The following is a 16,132-nucleotide window of genomic DNA, read 5'->3' as shown; positions in this document are numbered from 1 at the left end:
GTGAAGGCCTGAACTCGGAAATCAATGAGGAGCCTGTGCAGCTCAACTGCTCTATATCCGACCGGACCCAGGAGCGTTGGCGCAAAATCAGAAGCCGTCATTGGGGTAAGAAGGAGGTAATCGGCCGTTTTACTTTAAACATTTCCGGGAAACGCCCTGTGCGGACCCGCATGCAGGGTGTTGTGGGGGCTGGGGGCTAGATACCCCCGGCTACCCGATTAGGCCTCATGTGGTTAACCCCACCCAATCGTTCTTGACGTCGAACCGCAGCCAACTCTGAGCTCTGGCATGAATAAAGAATCCGACAAAATTGTTGTTCAGATCAAATTCAACGAAGACGTTCTGCCGAGCACTCACAGCGACTCCGGTAAATTGACAGCGCGGATCGAACAACAACCAATAGCCCTGAGCTGCCTGTACTGTGAACCCTACTGCATCGAGACCTAGATCAAAGAGATATAGACCAGAAATATTGGATGAGAGGTTCGGGTTGATCGACGAAGTTACCTTGGGATTGATGCTCGACGTAAGACTTGGATTTCTGCTTGATGTGAGCTTGTAGTTGATGGAACTAGTCAGCTTGGGGTTAATATTAGATGTAAGTGCCGGATTGATGCTTGAGGTCAGCTTGGGGTTAATGCTCGACGTCAGCTTTGGATTAATGCTGCTAGTGAGACGCGGATTGATACTGCTCGTCAGGTTCGGGTTGACGCTCGACGTCAGGCTGGGGTTACGACTAGTTGGAATTTGCATTTTGTCTCCCTACGACGATAGTTTTCAGCGCGCACCTGGTAGCTAAGGCCCTTGCGGCCCTTCGCCCCATAAGAACTGTACGTGATAGTTTCCCATCATACAGCTCAAGCCCTTTGAAGGCCGCGCAGGCGACCCACCTATTCATATCCAGTAAGGCCTCCCTTCAGGCGGCCAGTTTCTCGTACGACGAACGGTTGAGGAATCGTCGGTCCCGTCGTGCGTTCATCCGCTGCTTTCGGGCTCTCGCTTCGAAGTAGTCTTTGTCCGCCAGGTCATAGGGATTGGCACCACTGCGTATTTTGCTATGATACCGAATCGGCAAGTCCCCGGCCTTGAACAACCGTATGAGCTTCATACCTGACGCGGTCGGGTAATAGCACCCATACTCAATACGACCTTTGAAACGCCCTCGGTAGCGCTTTCTGATCCATGCCCACGTCTTGGATCGGTGCTCCTGCTGTAACCACTTTTTAACCAGTGGGTAGATCCTGTCATCGACGTAACTCAGGCGTTCTTTCGCTACCACGTGTCGATACGCATAGGCCCAGCCTCTGATGACGGCATTGAGCTTTGCCAGTAAAGCGTGGAAAGGGATGCCACGGTACTTCTTCAGCACACCTCGCACTTTCTCCGGCAACTCCCGGGTTTTGCCGTCTTGCGGCTGGACCAGCAAGGTACCTCGGTATTTCCTGTAGTGAAAGCCCAGGAAGTTGAAGCCTTGCCCAATATGGCGGATGCGATCAAAACAGGCCTTGATATCGGCTTCCAGAATCCACTGTGCAGCGGTTCTTTGGGCCAGTACGATAAAGCCTTGTTTGCAGGCATCGTGCAAGCTACGCCCCTCTCTGAATCCGTAGGAGTGTTGGTCTCCGGTGGTTTCTGCTATGGGTTTGAGCCCCAACGCATAGAGAGCTTGCATCGCCCGGTCGTGAAGGGTGGGTATCCCTAAAGGGCGGCGATCGCCGTTCTTTTTCGGGATGTAGATCCTGCGCAGCGGTTGCGCTTGATAACCGGCTGTCCCTAGTCTTTGCGCCGCGCGCCAGTATTGGCCGGGTGACGTCCAAAGCACCCCGTCAACACCGGCGGTGCGACTTCCTTTATTGGCTATGACTCGTTTGACCGACAGCACTTTCGCGGCAAACGAGCGCGACAACAGATGCTGCAAAGCACGCGCCTTGCCCCACCTTTGTTCGCGAACAGATTGTGCGATACGCACCTGCAGTCGATAAACGCGCTTTTCAACCTCCGGCCAGTCAATCGCCTGCCAGCGTTGTGCATCGCTTGAAGGTGCACTAGCCTGTTCGGCCATCATTTGCCCCCTCTGTCAAGGTAGTTGGAACCCCACCCGATGTTAGACTCTCTCAATAAAGTGGGGCGAGAGACAGAGGTTTTCATGAAATATTCACCGGAGCGTCGCGAAGCCATTCTTAAAAAGTTACTGCCACCTAATAACCGGCCAGTTGCCGTAGTGGCAGAGGAAGAAGGTATTTCCGATGCCACTCTTTACAACTGGCGAAACGAAGCTCGGAAAAATGGACAGTTACTGCCAGATCACGGTTCAGATCCGGAAGGTTGGAGTTCTCGCGATAAGTTCAATGCCGTGCTTGAGACCGCCGCACTGAGCGAGTCCGAGTTGAATGAGTATTGTCGCAAACGGGGCGTTTATCCCGAGCAGATTCGACGCTGGCGCCAGAGTTGTGAAATCGCCAATGATCGCGATGAAAAGGTCGAAAAACGCTCTCGTGAAGCGGTCAAGCAGGAGAAAAAAACGCACCCGGCAACTTGAACGCGAACTGAAGCGTAAAGACGCCGCCCTGGCTGAAACAGCCGCGCTGTTGGCCCTGCGAAAAAAGGCCCAGGCGATCTGGGGGGACGAGGACGACTGACCAGCACCCGAGATCGCCAGCATGCCTTAGAGCTGGTTGATGAGGCCCGTGTGGATGGCGCGCGCCTGAAAAGCGCTTGTGCCGAGCTGGGCATTGGCACCAACACCTATCGCCGCTGGAAAGCCGGTGATGAGGATGGCCGGCCAAGCGCACCAAAACACACACCGCCTCATGCACTGACCGCAATGGAGAAAGCCATGATCCTGGCCGTTTGCCACCAGTCCGATTACGCCAGTCTGCCACCGTCTCAGGTCGTGCCGCTGTTGCTGGATGACCATGGCTGGTACATCGCCTCAGAATCGTCATTTTATCGCGTTCTGACCGAACACAATGAGAACCATCGCCGGGGCACACGATCATCCGGACGAGTGGGCCCGCCACGCCGGCACGAGGCGACCAGACCGAATCAGGTCTGGTGCTGGGACGTGACTTACTTAAAGTCTATGGTTCGGGGTCAATTCTTTTATCTGTACTTCATGCTCGACGTCTACAGCCGCAAGATCGTGGGTGCCGAAGTCTTCGATGCAGAAAGCGCCGCCAATAGTGAAATCGTGCTGCGCAAAGCGCTGCTCCGTGAAGGCTGTATCAACAACCCACCGGTGGTGCATTCGGACAATGGCAGTGCCATGAAAGGTGGCACGTTACCGGCGACGTTCGAGAAACTGGGTGTCACGCCGTCCTACAGCCGGCCGCGTGTGTCTAACGACAACGCCTATATCGAATCGCTGTTCGGCACCACCAAGCAGCGTCCGGGATACCCGCCTGAAGGCTTTGAGAACCTGGAGCTGGCACGTGACTGGGTAAGGAAGTTCATCGGCTGGTATAACGAAGAACACCGTCACAGCGCTATCCGCTATGTGACACCGGCAGACCGCCATGCAGGCAAAGACGCTGACATACTGGCACGCCGAAAGATCACCTTGCTAAAGGCCAGAGAAAAGAACCCTGGCCGCTGGTCAACCAGCATCCGGAACTGTGAGCCGATCGGAGCTGTGTGGTTGAATCCATTACCAGAAGAGCAAACTGTTAAAGAACAATGCGTGGCTCATTAGAGCCCAACTGAATCAGGTGCCAACTACCTTGACAGACGACGTTTGCCTTCCTTCATAAAATCAATCCCGCAAATTCTCTCGCACCAAAGCACCAAGGGGACGTCTGCACACTTTCGCGTCGGACAAATCCTGAATCCGTATGTCTTCCATTACAGAAGACCCTTCGCTTCTTCCCCCATCTCATCGACGCAGAGTCTCCGGCTCCATCACGGGTTACCTTCTTCCTCCCTGAAGGCTCTACGACATTGCCAGGGTTCATTGTCCCCAACGCTTCATACCAAGTCCTTTTCGCATGGTGGGTAGGATACTGGTGGTAGAACACCAGGTTGCACTTCCGACATCCGCTCAGTTACGGAAAAAACATCGGGTTACAACATATATTCATGCAACTTCATGTCGCAAGTAACGCTTGCAGCATGCGCGGCTTTGGAATGGAGGCGAAGCCGCAGTGAAAAAGACGTCGCCGTGCCTGCGATGGTTATGTGCTGTGGGCGACATTCGGGAACCTTTCGGGATGCTCAATAATTTCCTCGGTAAGGTCTACGTCCAGATCAGGCCAATAGAAATGGCCAGGGAATTGCTCTTCGACATTTAGAATGGCACTGACTCGCTGCTCCTTGAACCAAGGAAAGCTGTTGTATGGCATGAAAAATTCGCGGTCGTGAGCCAAGAGCCACACACCGTGAGTCGATATATTTGTCACCTCAACTGCTGAAGTGTTGTTCCCAAGCGCTGACAAGCTCATCGCGGTGACCCTCCACCAATGACTCGATTTCTTTCAATTGCTGACGGCTATATCCGTGATTCTTGGCTAGTTCAAGGTCTGGTTCAAGCCAAAATTTGGCCTCGCCATCGCCTGAGACTATATGGACATGCATGCGAGACTCCTCCCGCGAGAAGAAAAAGAAGCGGTACCCCTTCTCCCTGAAAACTGTAGGACTCATCCATACTCCTCACACATAACGCCCTGGCTTTGCGGCGTGCCGGAGCGCCAGCGTAGGTGCGTCCGCCAACAGCCACTGGTTATACAGATTTCGCCACCAACATCTCAGTAGCGCCTTTTTGAAAACGATAGCTGACAGGCTGCAACGAGACATCAATACCATCGGTGGATAATGCCGTCATGACCGAATCCAAATGTTTGGAGATCTCCCCATCCAGCGAGATAACAGGAAAGACACGAACCTCAGAGGCAACTCTGCACAGCTCCCGCATTGATGCCAGGTGCGCAGCCCCATCCACATGGTCACTATAGAGAAACAGAAAGTGAGAGCAGAGTGCCAGATCGAACCCAGAGTTCGGGAATGGCAGCGAGGGCAAGGACGCTGGTAAATACCGTCCCTGCTGGCGACCAGTATCAAAGTCAGAGAGAAATCTCGACATGGCGTTCATCCGAACCTCGCCAAGCTGCTCAATGCTACCCATTGAATCCCAAATATAGCTGTCTGCACCCTGTTGCATCTTGGTCATGATTTCCGGATACACCTGGTCGATCCGGTGGCGAATTTCCTCAGCTTTGAATTGATATACCGGATCACATGAGATGATCTGGCATGCGCGCTCTGTCGCCTCAGCATTGAAGCTTGCAGGGCCATCGCCACAACCCAGAATTCTCTTGTCCAAATCATCATCCGACAACCCGAACATCTTCTGGTATTCGTCGAACGACCTCCCCCACGGGACTACATTAGCTAAGTCCAAATTGGACTCTCCCTAGTCTGTATAACGCCGGGCTTTGCGGCGGTTTTGGAGGAGCAAAGCGACGGAAAAACCGTCCGACAACAGCCCCTTGATACTGATTGAGCCTTCTCCCCAGCCTCGCGGTTACCCGCTAAGCTGGAAGGCGACGAAGCACTACAAGGGAGAAGACTCATGAACTTTTACCATAGCACCCACCGCCATTATTGTGGAATCGATCTGCATGCCCGCAGCCTGTATGTCTGCATCATCGACCAACAGGGCGAGGTACTTCTGCACAAAGAAATCAAAGCTCGCCCGGAACCGCTACTGGCTGTGCTTGAACTGTTTCGTGATGATCTGGTGATCGGTGTCGAATGCATGCACTGCTGGTACTGGATCTCGGATCTGTGTGAAGAACACGGCATTCACTTTATCCTGGGCCATGCCTTGTATATGAAGGCCATTCATGGCGGTAAAACCAAGAACGACCGCATCGATTCCTTCAAGATCGCCATGCTCATGAAGGGCGGCAATTTCCCCCTGGCCTACGTTTATCCCAAGGAGATGCGGGCAACCCGGGATTTACTTCGCAGACGCACCCGCATCGTCCAACACGGGGCCATGCTCAAAGCCCATGTGGTGAATACCACGAGCCAATACAACCTGCCGCCCAACAAGGCCAACCTGAAGAATATCGGCGCCCGGGAACAAGTCCGGGCGACGTTTGCCGACCGGGATGTCCAACACAACATCGATCTCGACCTGGCCATCATTGAGTGCTATCACCGGGAACTCAGCAAGCTGGAAGAACATCTGGAACGGCAAGCCAAACAACACGATCCTGCCTCTCTGAGTGTATTGCGGACCATTCCTGGTGTGGGTCGTATCCTGGCCCTGACGATGCTCTACGAAATCGGCGACATCCAGCGATTTGAGACGGTGCAGAAGTTTGCTTCTTACGCCCGGCTCATCAAGTGCAAAGCCGAGTCTGCTGGCAAAGTCTACGGCACCCAGGGCAACAAGATCGGTAATGCCCATCTGAAGTGGGCTTTCTCGGAGGCCGCCGTGCTGTACCTGCGGGGTAATGACAAGGCCCAACGCTATTTACAGAAACTCCAGAAACGCATGAACAAACCCAAGGCGCTGTCCGCGCTGGCCCACAAGCTGGGCCGGGCTGCCTACTTCATGCTCAAGCATCAGAGGGTGTTCGATGAACAACGATTCCTGAAGGGTTAGTCACGCCACGGGGTGAGCATGACGTCTAACTGGATCAAACAGGATGATGGCTGAAAGCCCGGTGTCCGCTGACTGGTACTCGATACCAAACCGGCCTTCTATCACCGCCGTTGAAGCCAGTCGCTTTGATTAGCCACCCCGTGGGCGTGCCTTAATACCATGAGCCAGTGCGCTTACACCGGTCCTGAGCCTGAAACTAACTGGAGCTACGCAGCCAGATCCTTGAATAGTGCCAGTGACCGGTTAACCGATGAATGTCTGGTGCCCCTGATCGACCGAAGGAACGACTGGCCAGGCGGTGGTCTAAAGCCACGTAAGAGAGCCCCTATATGTGTTTGCTGTGAGTGCCTGACAGCCATACGAGACTGACGAAGCAGGCGTTCTCGCTCATGGATTTAGATTGGCCGCTGGCGCGGCCAAAAAAACACTATTGCCTATTGATTCCGAGAAGGCTCATATGTGTTACGTGGTAATTGGCTACAAAGCTTCAAGTTAAAAGTGTCTTGAGGCTAGCTGTTTGCATATCCCGTCTAGTCCAGGAAACATCGAGCCCCAAGTAATTCCCATCAGACTCAAATCCCGCATGGCAACATCTCTCTCTGCAGCCGAAATAGAAACGGCCCGTATAAACTGCCCTTTAAATTCTTCATTTTCCTGAATGATAAATTCAAGATCATCGACATTGCTGTACATCGTCAAAGCCTGTTGCGGCAATACCCTCGCATTGCCAAATCCTGGAAGCTCGATAGTCCTCAAGACAATTGCTGGAGTTCTGAGCTGCGCTACGCGACCAGCTCGGTTGGCCCAACTTCGCTCGTCGAATACAAATATGCTCACCGATCCATCTTTTTTTAGTGCTGATTTATTCTGAAATGCGAAAAAGGCTGCCACATAAGGACTTTTTGTCCAATCCAACAGCGGCGTAGGATATCCATGATGTTGCGCCAAATTGAGCAAGGCACCTAATGAACGATCATTTTTAATATCGTATATATGCTCGGAGTATGCATTTATGTGATGTTCAAGTTCAGGTATTTTTTCATCTAGGTAGGAAATTAAATCGGCGTGCCCCGTTCGGTGAAATGATGTTTGGAGTCTCCAGTTTCTGGCTTGACCACGATAAACCAGGCCATCTTCTTGACTAAGCGCAAAGTTCTTAAAGTCACTCCAAGTCATTTTCTCATGCTTGATTCGTGAACCATTTGGCGCTTTCTTCTCAACGATAATTTTGTCTTTTCTAGTACCACCTGAAGGGTAATGAGACGTCCATTCGACCTCTAGAGCAGTTTCCTTAATCAGTTTTCCATGGAAAATGGACTCTGTAGGAAACTCAGTGCCGCTTTCTGTCATCAGAGTGCCCAAATTCTGATCTGTTAATAAATCACCAGATTTATCATGCACACTTGGCTGGGAGGTTTTTCCTTTAACTCTAGAGTGATCATCAACTTCACCGGTCAATACCGACCATGTCCAATAGCTTGCAACTCCATTTTTAATGGTGGTTGACTCAAATACCGATACGCGGCCCACGATTGTTGAACCTACCTGAGTAATGTTTATCAGAACGAAAGAGCCTGCGTTCGATTTACCCTTCCATTGCCCTGTCAGTACATTCCCCATCAATTCACCGTTTTGCTATAAATTCCGACACGTAACGCCCTTGTTTAGCGGCGCCCATGTAGCGCAGCGAAATGGGCGTCCGGTGTAGGGCCATTGGCCCGGAACAAACTTAATGGCCTTGTTATGAATTTCTGATTTCTTTGACTCTTTTGACGATTTCTCGGACCGATACAGAAACAAATACAAGCAAGAACCCACCCCAAGCAAGGACGCTATACCAAAAACCCGCTGGGTCCTCGGAGAGCTCACGGCTGCCATTATAGCGTCTACCGAAAGCGCTAATATCTCCAGAAAGATAGCCGCCCAACACAAGAATGAGTAAAACCACCAACATAATCAGGAAAACAACGCAAAGCCCTATGAGCTGGAATATTTTTCGTTCTTTTTCCTTGCTCATATCAGAGCCTCACCTGGTAGCTAAGGGCCTTCCGGCCCTTCGCCCCATAAGAACTGTACGTGATAGTTTCCCATCATACAGCTCAAGCCCTTTAAAGGCCGCCCAGGCGACCCACCTATTCACATCCAATAACGCATCCATTCAGGCGGCCAGTTTCTCGTAGGACGAGCTGTTCAAGAAGACTCGGTCCCGGCGCGCGTGCATTCGCTGCCTTGCGGTTCTCGCCTTATAGTAGTCGCTGTCGGCCAGGTCATAGGATTGGCGTCACTGCGAACTTTGCTGTGATACCGGATCGGTAGTCTCCAGCCTTGAACAAGCCGTATGAGTTTTCATGCCCGATGTTGTCGGTAGTGGCACCCATACTCTATGCGACCCCTTGAAGCACCCCGGTAGCGTTTTCTTATCCATGCCCACGTTTGGATCGGGTTCCCGTTGTAGCCACTTTTTCACCAGTGGGTAGATCCTGTCATCCGCGTAACTCAGCGCGGTTGTTTCGCTACCACGTGTCGGTACGCATAGGCCCAGCCCCGGATCACGGCATTGAGTTTGGCCAGCAGAGCATGGAAGGGGATGCCTCGGTATTTCTTTAACACCCCTCGCACTTTCGCCAGCACTTCTCCGGTCTTGCCGTCCTCGGGCTGGATCAGCAGGGTTTTCCGGTACTTCTTGAAGTGAAAGCCCAGAAAGTTGAAACCCTGATCAATATGACTTAAACGTGTTTTCTCTACTGACAACTGTAGCCCACGCTCCGCCAGAAAGCGCTCGACCTTGGGCCGGACTTCGTGCTCCAGAATGGCGGGGGTGGTCCCGGTGATGATAAAGTCGTCCGCATATCGAATGATATGCAGTTTGCTGCGCCCCTGACTGCGGGACGCCGGCACAACCAGATCTTCCAGGCCATCCAGTGTCATGTTGCAGAGGGTGGGCGAGATAATGCCACCTTGCGGGGTGCCGTCTTCCGTCTCGTAGCGTGCTTCCTTGTCCAAGTACCCCGATTTAAGCCACTGCCCTAACACCCGCCTGGGCAGCGGGATATGCGTCAACAACCAGTCATGACTGATGCGGTCGAAGCAGGCTTTGATGTCTGCCTCCAGAACCCACTGGGCCGCGGTTTTCTGGGCCAGTATAATGAAGCCCTGTTTGCAAGCATCGTGCAGGCTGCGTTTTTCCCTGAAACCGTAAGAGTGTTTGTCTCCCGTGGTTTCCGCAATGGGGTTAAGCCCAAGAGCATAGAGGGCTTGCATCGCCCGGTCATGAAGGGTGGGTATCCCCAAAGGACGGCGGTCACCGTTCTTTTTCGGGATATAGATCCGGCGCAGTGGTTGCGCCTGATAACCGGCTGTCCTTAGTTGTTGCGCCGCCCGCCAGTATTGCCCGGGAGCGGTCCACCGCTCTCCGTCAACACCTGCCGTGCGGCTTCCTTTATTGGATATGACCCGTCTGACGGCGATCAGCTTTGCCGCAAACGAGCGCGATAGCAGATGTTGCAGGGCTCGCGCCTTACCCCACCGCTGCTCGCGGATAGATTTTGCGATACGCACTTGCAGTCGATAAACGCGCTTTTCCATCGCCGGCCAGTCTATGGACTGCCAGCGTTGGGCGTCGGTTGAAGGTGCACTCGCCGTGGCGGCGATCATTTGTCGTTCCTTCATGAAATCGATTCTGTCAGCTCTCTCGCAACAAAGCACCGAGGGGACGTGGGCTCACTTTCGTGCCGGACAAAGTTCGAATCCGTATGCCTCCCATTACAGGAAACCCTTCGCTTTTTCCCCCATCTCATCGACGCAGAGTCACCGGCTCCCTTACGGGTTACCTTCTTCCTCCCTGAAGGCTCTACGACATTGCCATGTTCTGCATAAGCACCTTTACGAGCGACGTAGATGGAATCTGTATCCCGGCAATGCGGTGTCTACGCGCCGCCCACGTTATCAAGGCGACGACCGAGATTGCTTACCTTTTGGTGACTGCCTGTCAGCGCCTTTGGCAGATCTGGCATCTCACGGAACGTCAACGATTCTTCACTTACGTTCATCCTATCGCTCCATCCTAGCCCCCGACCGCCTGGCACTGGCAGTTCCGATTCCCCTCACGGTTCCTCTTAACAGGGTTCATTGTCCCCAACGCTTCATACCAAATCCGTTTCGCATGGTGGGTAGGATACTGGTGGTAGAACACCAGGTTGCGCTTTCGAGTACTTCTCTGTTGGGTGGGCCAATGGTGCGCAGAGCCAACAACTACGAAAATAACTCGAATTACAACATATACTTATGCAACTTCATGTCGCAAATAACGCCTGCAGCATGCGCGCCTGCGGAATGGAGCCGAAGGCGCAATGTAGTAGGCGTCGCCGTGCCTGCACTTGTTATGCGTTTTCATGGTTCGCCATTTTGTGGATGGCTTTCCCATGGCGTAGAAAGTAATAGGAGGCGATCGAGAAGATAACGAGCTGTGAAGTTGCGGTCGTTCCTTTGGCCACGACAGCTTTATTCAGAGATCTGGCCATCGATGCTAATTCTGGATAACTCTCAGCACCGTCAGCCATTTGAATCAACGCGTAGATGTTACCTATTGCATCTGGAATAGAAATAATTGCAAGAACCAACAGGTAAATTCCGAATATGCGTATAGCAACCCAAATCCATTCACTTTTGCTCATTTATAGTCCCGTATCATGATGCATAACGATATAGATAACCGTCCACCTCCCGCCAACTCTCAGGCACACCCGAACTAAGGCAGGCACGCAACCGGGCCCCTGTGGATCGGTTCATCGGCTTGTTGGACTGGTCCGCACTCGAGGTCTCAGGCTAGCCTATGGGGATTTGAAACGCCAGATTTCCGGAAGGGGCTCCGGAACAGCGGAAAGGCTCTGTGATTCCGGGTCAGTTTAAGGGCGTGGGCCTGATCCGGTCGAAACGGGCGAAGGAGAATGGCGTCGATTTTCTGCGATCTCCGGGCAACCGGCAAGACAAGCGCCCCACCGACGGCGCCTGTCATGGTGTGATTCCCTGTTATCCTGAGTCCCGACAGCTCATGGCGGAGCCCTCGAAGGGGCAATGGGGGCCATCAGTGTCAGTTGCCGCTCACAGACCGAGCAGTGGGTCTGCTTCTGACTGTCGGGAAAACGGCCAAGATAACCTTGCCACCGAACCGGCTTCGGTTGGCGAACCGGCGCTTGCCCCACGTCCGCCCGGGCCTGGTCCAGCTTGCCCCGGCAGGCAACCGCATACAGACCATAACTGCGCACAATGTTCAGCCCCTTGCGGGGCACATGCTGCAGTAACCGCCCGGCAAATTCGCCCGTACTCAGGCGTTCCTTCCGGCACCGTTTACGTCCGCCATCCGGGTTGTCCCGGTGCGCATGGTAGCGGAACAGGACATCGTTCTGGTCGGTCCGGAACCTTGACAACTGACTCGGGCGCATCGGCCGCCCCGCACGTAGCGGGCCAGGTATTCCACCACGCCTTCCGCGTTGTCATAACGCTCTCGAAGGTTCACATTCCAGGGCTTACGTCCCAATCGGTTAAACAGGTTGTGGCTGCTCGTCGGTGTCTCACCGTCCGGTAGCGACAACTCCCCGCAATCCACGGCGGATTTCAGCTGCGCCAGGAAGTGCCCACGATACTTGAACATGACCGCCCGGATCGGCAGAAAACAGTTCCTGACCGGCAACCGCCACAGCCCCTGATCGTCCAGACCACCCTCGGTAATGGCGCAATGAATATGGGGGTGCAACGTGAGCGACCGCCCCCAGGTGTGCAAAACGCTCAGAATGCCAGGTTGGGCCCCCAGGTACGCCGGATCGCTCAAAAAACACATCAGCGTCTCTCGCACGGACTGGAACAACCAGCGAGTCATCCGGTCGGTGTTGCGGCGCCAGTACGGATGCAATTCGTGCGGCAGGGTAAAGATCACATGGCGATGGGGGTGATCAATCAGGCGTGACTTCTGGCCCTCCAGCCAACGCTCAAGCTGAATCCGGTTGCATTGCGGGGCAACTGCGGTGGGGCAGGAGTTGTACAGACCCGCTGGACATGCCCTCGGGGCAGCCCTGTATGTGACCGGCCCAGTGCCGCCGTGCGGCAACAGCACCATCGCCTGGCCGCGCGATGAACATGCGGTGGCAGAGGCGTCTTCTCCGCCAGGGCCGGATACCCCCGGCCCATCACTCTTGTAGTATCGTCTTCATCCTTTGAAAACCCTACTCAGTAATCGATGATCAACAAAGATCTCAGGCGCGCTCCCGCGCTTGCGCGGCTAGTTCAACGCTAAGGTAAACCGGCGCCGGAGCGCCAGCGGAGGGAACCAAAAGCGGTACGCTTTTGGCGTCCGGTTGACCGACTTGAGTACTGATTGAGCTTCTCCCCAGCCTCGCGGTTACCCCGCTAAGCTGGAAGGCGACGAAGCACTACAAGGGAGAAGACTCATGAACTTTTACCATAGCACCACCGCCATTATTGTGGAATCGATCTGCATGCCCGCAGCCCTGTATGTCTGCATCATCGACCAACAGGGCGAGGTACTTCTGCACAAAGAAATCAAAGCTCGCCCGGAACCGCTACTGGCTGTGCTTGAACTGTTTCGTGATGATCTGGTGATCGGTGTCGAATGCATGCACTGCTGGTACTGGATCTCGGATCTGTGTGAAGAACACCGGCATTCACTTTATCCTGGGCCATGCCCTTGTATATGAAGGCCATTCATGGCGGTAAAAACCAAGAACGACCGCATCGATTCCTTCAAGATCGCCATGCTCATGAAGAGGCCGGCAATTTCCCCCTGGCGCTAACGTTTATCCGCAGGAGATGCGGGCAACCCGGGATTTACTTCGCGCAGACGCACCCGCATCGTCCAACACGGGGCCATGCTCAAAGCCCATGTGGTGAATACACGAGCCAATACAACCTGCCGCCCAACAAGGCCAACTGAAGAATATCGGCGCCCGGGAACAAGTCCCGGGCGACCGTTTGCCGACCGGGATGTCCAACACAACATCGATCCTCGACCTGGCCATCATTGAGTGCTATCACCGGGAACTCAGCAAGCTGGAAGAACATCTGGAACGGCAAGCCAAACAACACGATCCTGCCTCTCTGAGTGTATTGCGGACCATTCCTGGTGTGGGTCGTATCCTGGCCCTGACGATGCTCTACGAAATCGGCGACATCCAGCGATTTGAGACGGTGCAGAAGTTGCTTCTTACGCCCGGCTCATCAGTGCTAAGCCGAGTCTGCTGGCCAAAGTCTACGGCACCCAGGGCAACAAGATCGGTAATTGCCCATCTGAAGTGGGCTTTCTCGGAGGCCGCCGTGCTGTACCTGCGGGGTAATGACAAGGCCCAACGCTATTTACAGAAACTCGCAGAAACGCATGAACAAACCCAAGGCGCTGTCCGCGCTGGCCCACAAGCTGGGGCCGGGCTGCCTACTTCATGCTCAAAGCATCAGAGGGTGTTCGATGAACAACGATTCCTGAAGGGTTAGTCACGCCACGGGGTGAGCATGACGTCCTAACTGGATCAAACAGGATGATGGTGAAAGCCCCGGTGTCCGCTGACTGTACTCGATACCAAACCGCGCCTTCTATCACCGCCGTTGAAGCAGTCCGCTTTGATAGCCACCCGCCCGTGGGGCGTGCCTTAATACCATGAGCCAGTGCGGCTTACACCGGTCCTGAGCCTGAAACTAACTGGAGCTACGCAGCCAGATCCTTGAATAGTGCCAGTGACCGGTTAACCGATGAATGTCTGGTGCCCCTGATCGACCGAAGGAACGACTGGCCAGGCGGTGGTCTAAAGCCACGTAAGAGAGCCCCTATATGTGTTTGCTGTGAGTGCCTGACAGCCATACGAGACTGACGAAGCAGGCGTTCTCGCTCATGGATTTAGATTGGCCGCTGGCGCGGCCAAAAAAACACTATTGCCTATTGATTCCGAGAAGGCTCATATGTGTTAAAAATTAGCTGTTCACGAAAAGGTATGCGGCAATCAAACCAGCCAATATGTTTAAGAAAAGCGCCCACGCTGATGCCTTAAGAAACTTCCGTCCACGCTGTCTATTGGTGTCCGTAATTTCAGCGATTTTTTTCTTATCTCCGGAAGTGAACTCAAATACGACTTTGCTTCCTTCTAATTTTTCGAGTTTCCCGAAAACCTTGCTAGCAAGCATATGCCCAACTTTATGCATGGGATTTAATGCATAAAGACCAAAAAATATCCAGATTGCAGAGATTCGAAGATCTACGTCACCATTATAAATATTAGAGTCCATCCAATAGAAAAACGACATCCAAAGTAGCGCAAACATGAAAGGAATAGAATGATGCAATGCCTCAGCGATCCTTTGCCTTTTTCGCTTAAACCAGTAGTAAAAATCGGGAATAAGGGCTGGTTGTTTTCTTCCTTCGTACCAATCTGAAACTACATTTATAAGCTCTTTACTTATTTGTGCGTTGATGAAATCCACTCTGCAAAATGCAGGAGAGGTCAAAACATCAATTTTCTCGAAATCGTCAGAATTTCCAGATGCGATTAGTTGTAAAAATTTACCCGGCTTCATATCCGACGAAATTCGGACAAGCAGGGTATGGCGCTGTGGAAGTTCATACTGGTCCAGCCGCACCAAAAAATCCCACTTAATGACGATTTCCTCTATGCACTCAGGCTCATTCCAAGGATGCTGTTCAAATTCATGCCAAGTCCCAAACTCCTGTATCTCGGAGCCCTTATAGCCAACTGACATCGTCGTGATTTGCGAATCAACGCTGTGGGTTTTCAGCTTTCTAGTTACGCAGTCATTAAGCTCTGAGATATCCTCTTTGTTTAGATAAATGGGACGAGAGAATACTTTTATCCTCGAATCAGGCTTACCGTTAAGGAGGTAGAAAAGAGACTTTAATTGATCTCGCGGTAACTTGGCGACGACTTCGTCCGCTCTTTGAAGTTCATGTCCTTCTTGGTCTTGGTCGTTGTTTTCGTTTTCAGCCATGATCGATTTTTTCCTCTTTTTAACGCCAGCAATAAACGGCGCCCTGACAAGGGCGTCCGGTGGAGGCCGAAGGCCGGAACGAATTTGATTGCCTTGTTAGCTGAGTAGCACCGGCAGGCGATAAACCCCGATCTTTGGCAACCAGCATGACAGCCTGCTCCGCTGCTTTTTTGCACAGGCCTTGGCCGATGCACCCTGATTAAAAACACCACCACTGATGCGGCAAGTGAACCTGAACTTCAGAGTAGCAGATAAGCAAGGAACCAGGTTTCGCCGGACACCTGGTTACGGCGAACACCAACCTTTATACCAACGCCACTCGCTGATTTTCGCTACCCACTCGACGCGGATTCTGACGGCCTTGGCAAACCACCGGAATTGCCAATTTTGCTACCCGTTTGCGGCCAAGGCCCGATGGCAACCAGCCACCAAAAAAGACCAGGGCACTACCAGCTAACGCGAAGCTAAGCGGCGCCCTGACAAGGGCGTCCGGTGGAGGCCAAAGGCCGGAACGAATTTGAT

General features: G+C 53.1%; 16 protein-coding genes and 1 pseudogene. 4 read left to right on the top strand and 13 right to left on the bottom strand.

What is annotated here, in order from left to right; all coding sequences use genetic code 11:
* Positions 1-225: 225 nt before the first annotated feature.
* Complete coding sequence (locus D0851_RS20210) at positions 226-753, bottom strand: hypothetical protein (protein WP_162893724.1); 528 nt, start codon at positions 751-753, stop codon at positions 226-228.
* 163 nt (positions 754-916) lie between these two features.
* A complete protein-coding gene (locus D0851_RS11375) occupies positions 917-2,065 on the bottom strand; it encodes a reverse transcriptase N-terminal domain-containing protein (protein ID WP_117618759.1) in 1,149 nt (382 codons plus the stop codon).
* A gap of 81 nt (positions 2,066-2,146) precedes the next feature.
* Here D0851_RS11375 and D0851_RS11370 point away from each other — a divergent pair.
* Positions 2,147-3,691, top strand: a pseudogene (locus D0851_RS11370) (IS3 family transposase).
* Between the two features lie 478 nt (positions 3,692-4,169).
* Here D0851_RS11370 and D0851_RS11365 read toward each other — a convergent pair.
* The 3 genes from D0851_RS11365 to D0851_RS11355 form a co-directional block, all read right to left on the bottom strand.
* A complete protein-coding gene (locus D0851_RS11365; protein WP_117618758.1) occupies positions 4,170-4,436 on the bottom strand; it encodes a DUF2442 domain-containing protein in 267 nt (88 codons plus the stop codon).
* Positions 4,396-4,635 carry a DUF4160 domain-containing protein gene (locus D0851_RS11360; RefSeq protein WP_117618757.1) on the bottom strand — a complete coding sequence of 80 codons (240 nt, stop codon included), beginning with the start codon at positions 4,633-4,635 and terminating at the stop codon, positions 4,396-4,398. The genes D0851_RS11365 and D0851_RS11360 overlap by 41 nt, the downstream gene beginning before the upstream one ends.
* A 79-nt stretch (positions 4,636-4,714) precedes the next feature.
* The gene (locus D0851_RS11355; protein ID WP_117618756.1) at positions 4,715-5,392 is read right to left on the bottom strand and encodes a class I SAM-dependent methyltransferase; all 678 of its coding nucleotides are present in this window, start codon (positions 5,390-5,392) and stop codon (positions 4,715-4,717) included.
* A gap of 171 nt (positions 5,393-5,563) precedes the next feature.
* Here D0851_RS11355 and D0851_RS11350 point away from each other — a divergent pair, with 171 nt between their 5' ends.
* Positions 5,564-6,607: an IS110 family transposase gene (locus D0851_RS11350; protein ID WP_117618755.1), complete on the top strand. Its 1,044-nt coding sequence runs from the start codon at positions 5,564-5,566 to the stop codon at positions 6,605-6,607.
* A 492-nt stretch (positions 6,608-7,099) separates the two neighbouring features.
* On the opposite strand, the gene D0851_RS11345 is transcribed toward D0851_RS11350, so the two are convergent.
* From D0851_RS11345 to D0851_RS11320, 7 genes are all read right to left on the bottom strand, one after another.
* The gene (locus D0851_RS11345) at positions 7,100-8,227 is read right to left on the bottom strand and encodes an FRG domain-containing protein (RefSeq protein WP_117618754.1); all 1,128 of its coding nucleotides are present in this window, start codon (positions 8,225-8,227) and stop codon (positions 7,100-7,102) included.
* A gap of 121 nt (positions 8,228-8,348) precedes the next feature.
* The gene (locus D0851_RS11340) at positions 8,349-8,624 is read right to left on the bottom strand and encodes a hypothetical protein (RefSeq protein ID WP_117618753.1); all 276 of its coding nucleotides are present in this window, start codon (positions 8,622-8,624) and stop codon (positions 8,349-8,351) included.
* A gap of 479 nt (positions 8,625-9,103) precedes the next feature.
* Entirely contained in the window at positions 9,104-10,276 is a 1,173-nt protein-coding gene (ltrA, locus tag D0851_RS11335) for a group II intron reverse transcriptase/maturase (RefSeq protein ID WP_205422182.1), read from the bottom strand.
* A 257-nt stretch (positions 10,277-10,533) separates the two neighbouring features.
* The gene (locus tag D0851_RS20820; protein ID WP_264756443.1) at positions 10,534-10,656 is read right to left on the bottom strand and encodes a hypothetical protein; all 123 of its coding nucleotides are present in this window, start codon (positions 10,654-10,656) and stop codon (positions 10,534-10,536) included.
* Between the two features lie 330 nt (positions 10,657-10,986).
* On the bottom strand, positions 10,987-11,280 hold the full coding sequence (locus tag D0851_RS11330) for a hypothetical protein (protein WP_117618751.1): 294 nt from the start codon (positions 11,278-11,280) through the stop codon (positions 10,987-10,989).
* Between the two features lie 375 nt (positions 11,281-11,655).
* Complete coding sequence (locus D0851_RS21075; protein WP_117618750.1) at positions 11,656-12,048, bottom strand: transposase; 393 nt, start codon at positions 12,046-12,048, stop codon at positions 11,656-11,658.
* A complete protein-coding gene (locus D0851_RS11320; RefSeq protein WP_162893722.1) occupies positions 11,931-12,719 on the bottom strand; it encodes a transposase in 789 nt (262 codons plus the stop codon). The genes D0851_RS21075 and D0851_RS11320 overlap by 118 nt, the downstream gene beginning before the upstream one ends.
* Positions 12,720-13,050: 331 nt before the next feature.
* Here D0851_RS11320 and D0851_RS11310 point away from each other — a divergent pair, with 331 nt between their 5' ends.
* Together D0851_RS11310 and D0851_RS11305 are read left to right on the top strand one after the other, a co-directional pair.
* Entirely contained in the window at positions 13,051-13,317 is a 267-nt protein-coding gene (locus D0851_RS11310; protein WP_117618749.1) for a hypothetical protein, read from the top strand.
* 286 nt (positions 13,318-13,603) lie between these two features.
* Positions 13,604-14,107, top strand: a complete 504-nt coding sequence (locus D0851_RS11305) for a transposase (RefSeq protein WP_117618748.1) — start codon at positions 13,604-13,606, stop codon at positions 14,105-14,107.
* A gap of 474 nt (positions 14,108-14,581) precedes the next feature.
* On the opposite strand, the gene D0851_RS11300 is transcribed toward D0851_RS11305, so the two are convergent.
* On the bottom strand, positions 14,582-15,610 hold the full coding sequence (locus D0851_RS11300) for a hypothetical protein (protein WP_117618747.1): 1,029 nt from the start codon (positions 15,608-15,610) through the stop codon (positions 14,582-14,584).
* Between the last annotated feature and the right edge of the window lie 522 nt (positions 15,611-16,132).

The sequence above is a fragment of the Marinobacter sp. Arc7-DN-1 genome (assembly GCF_003441595.1).
Taxonomy (GTDB): Bacteria; Pseudomonadota; Gammaproteobacteria; order Pseudomonadales; family Oleiphilaceae; genus Marinobacter; species Marinobacter metalliresistant.
The sequence above is the reverse complement of the archived record's forward strand: the minus strand, read 5'-3'. Positions and strand labels throughout refer to the sequence as shown.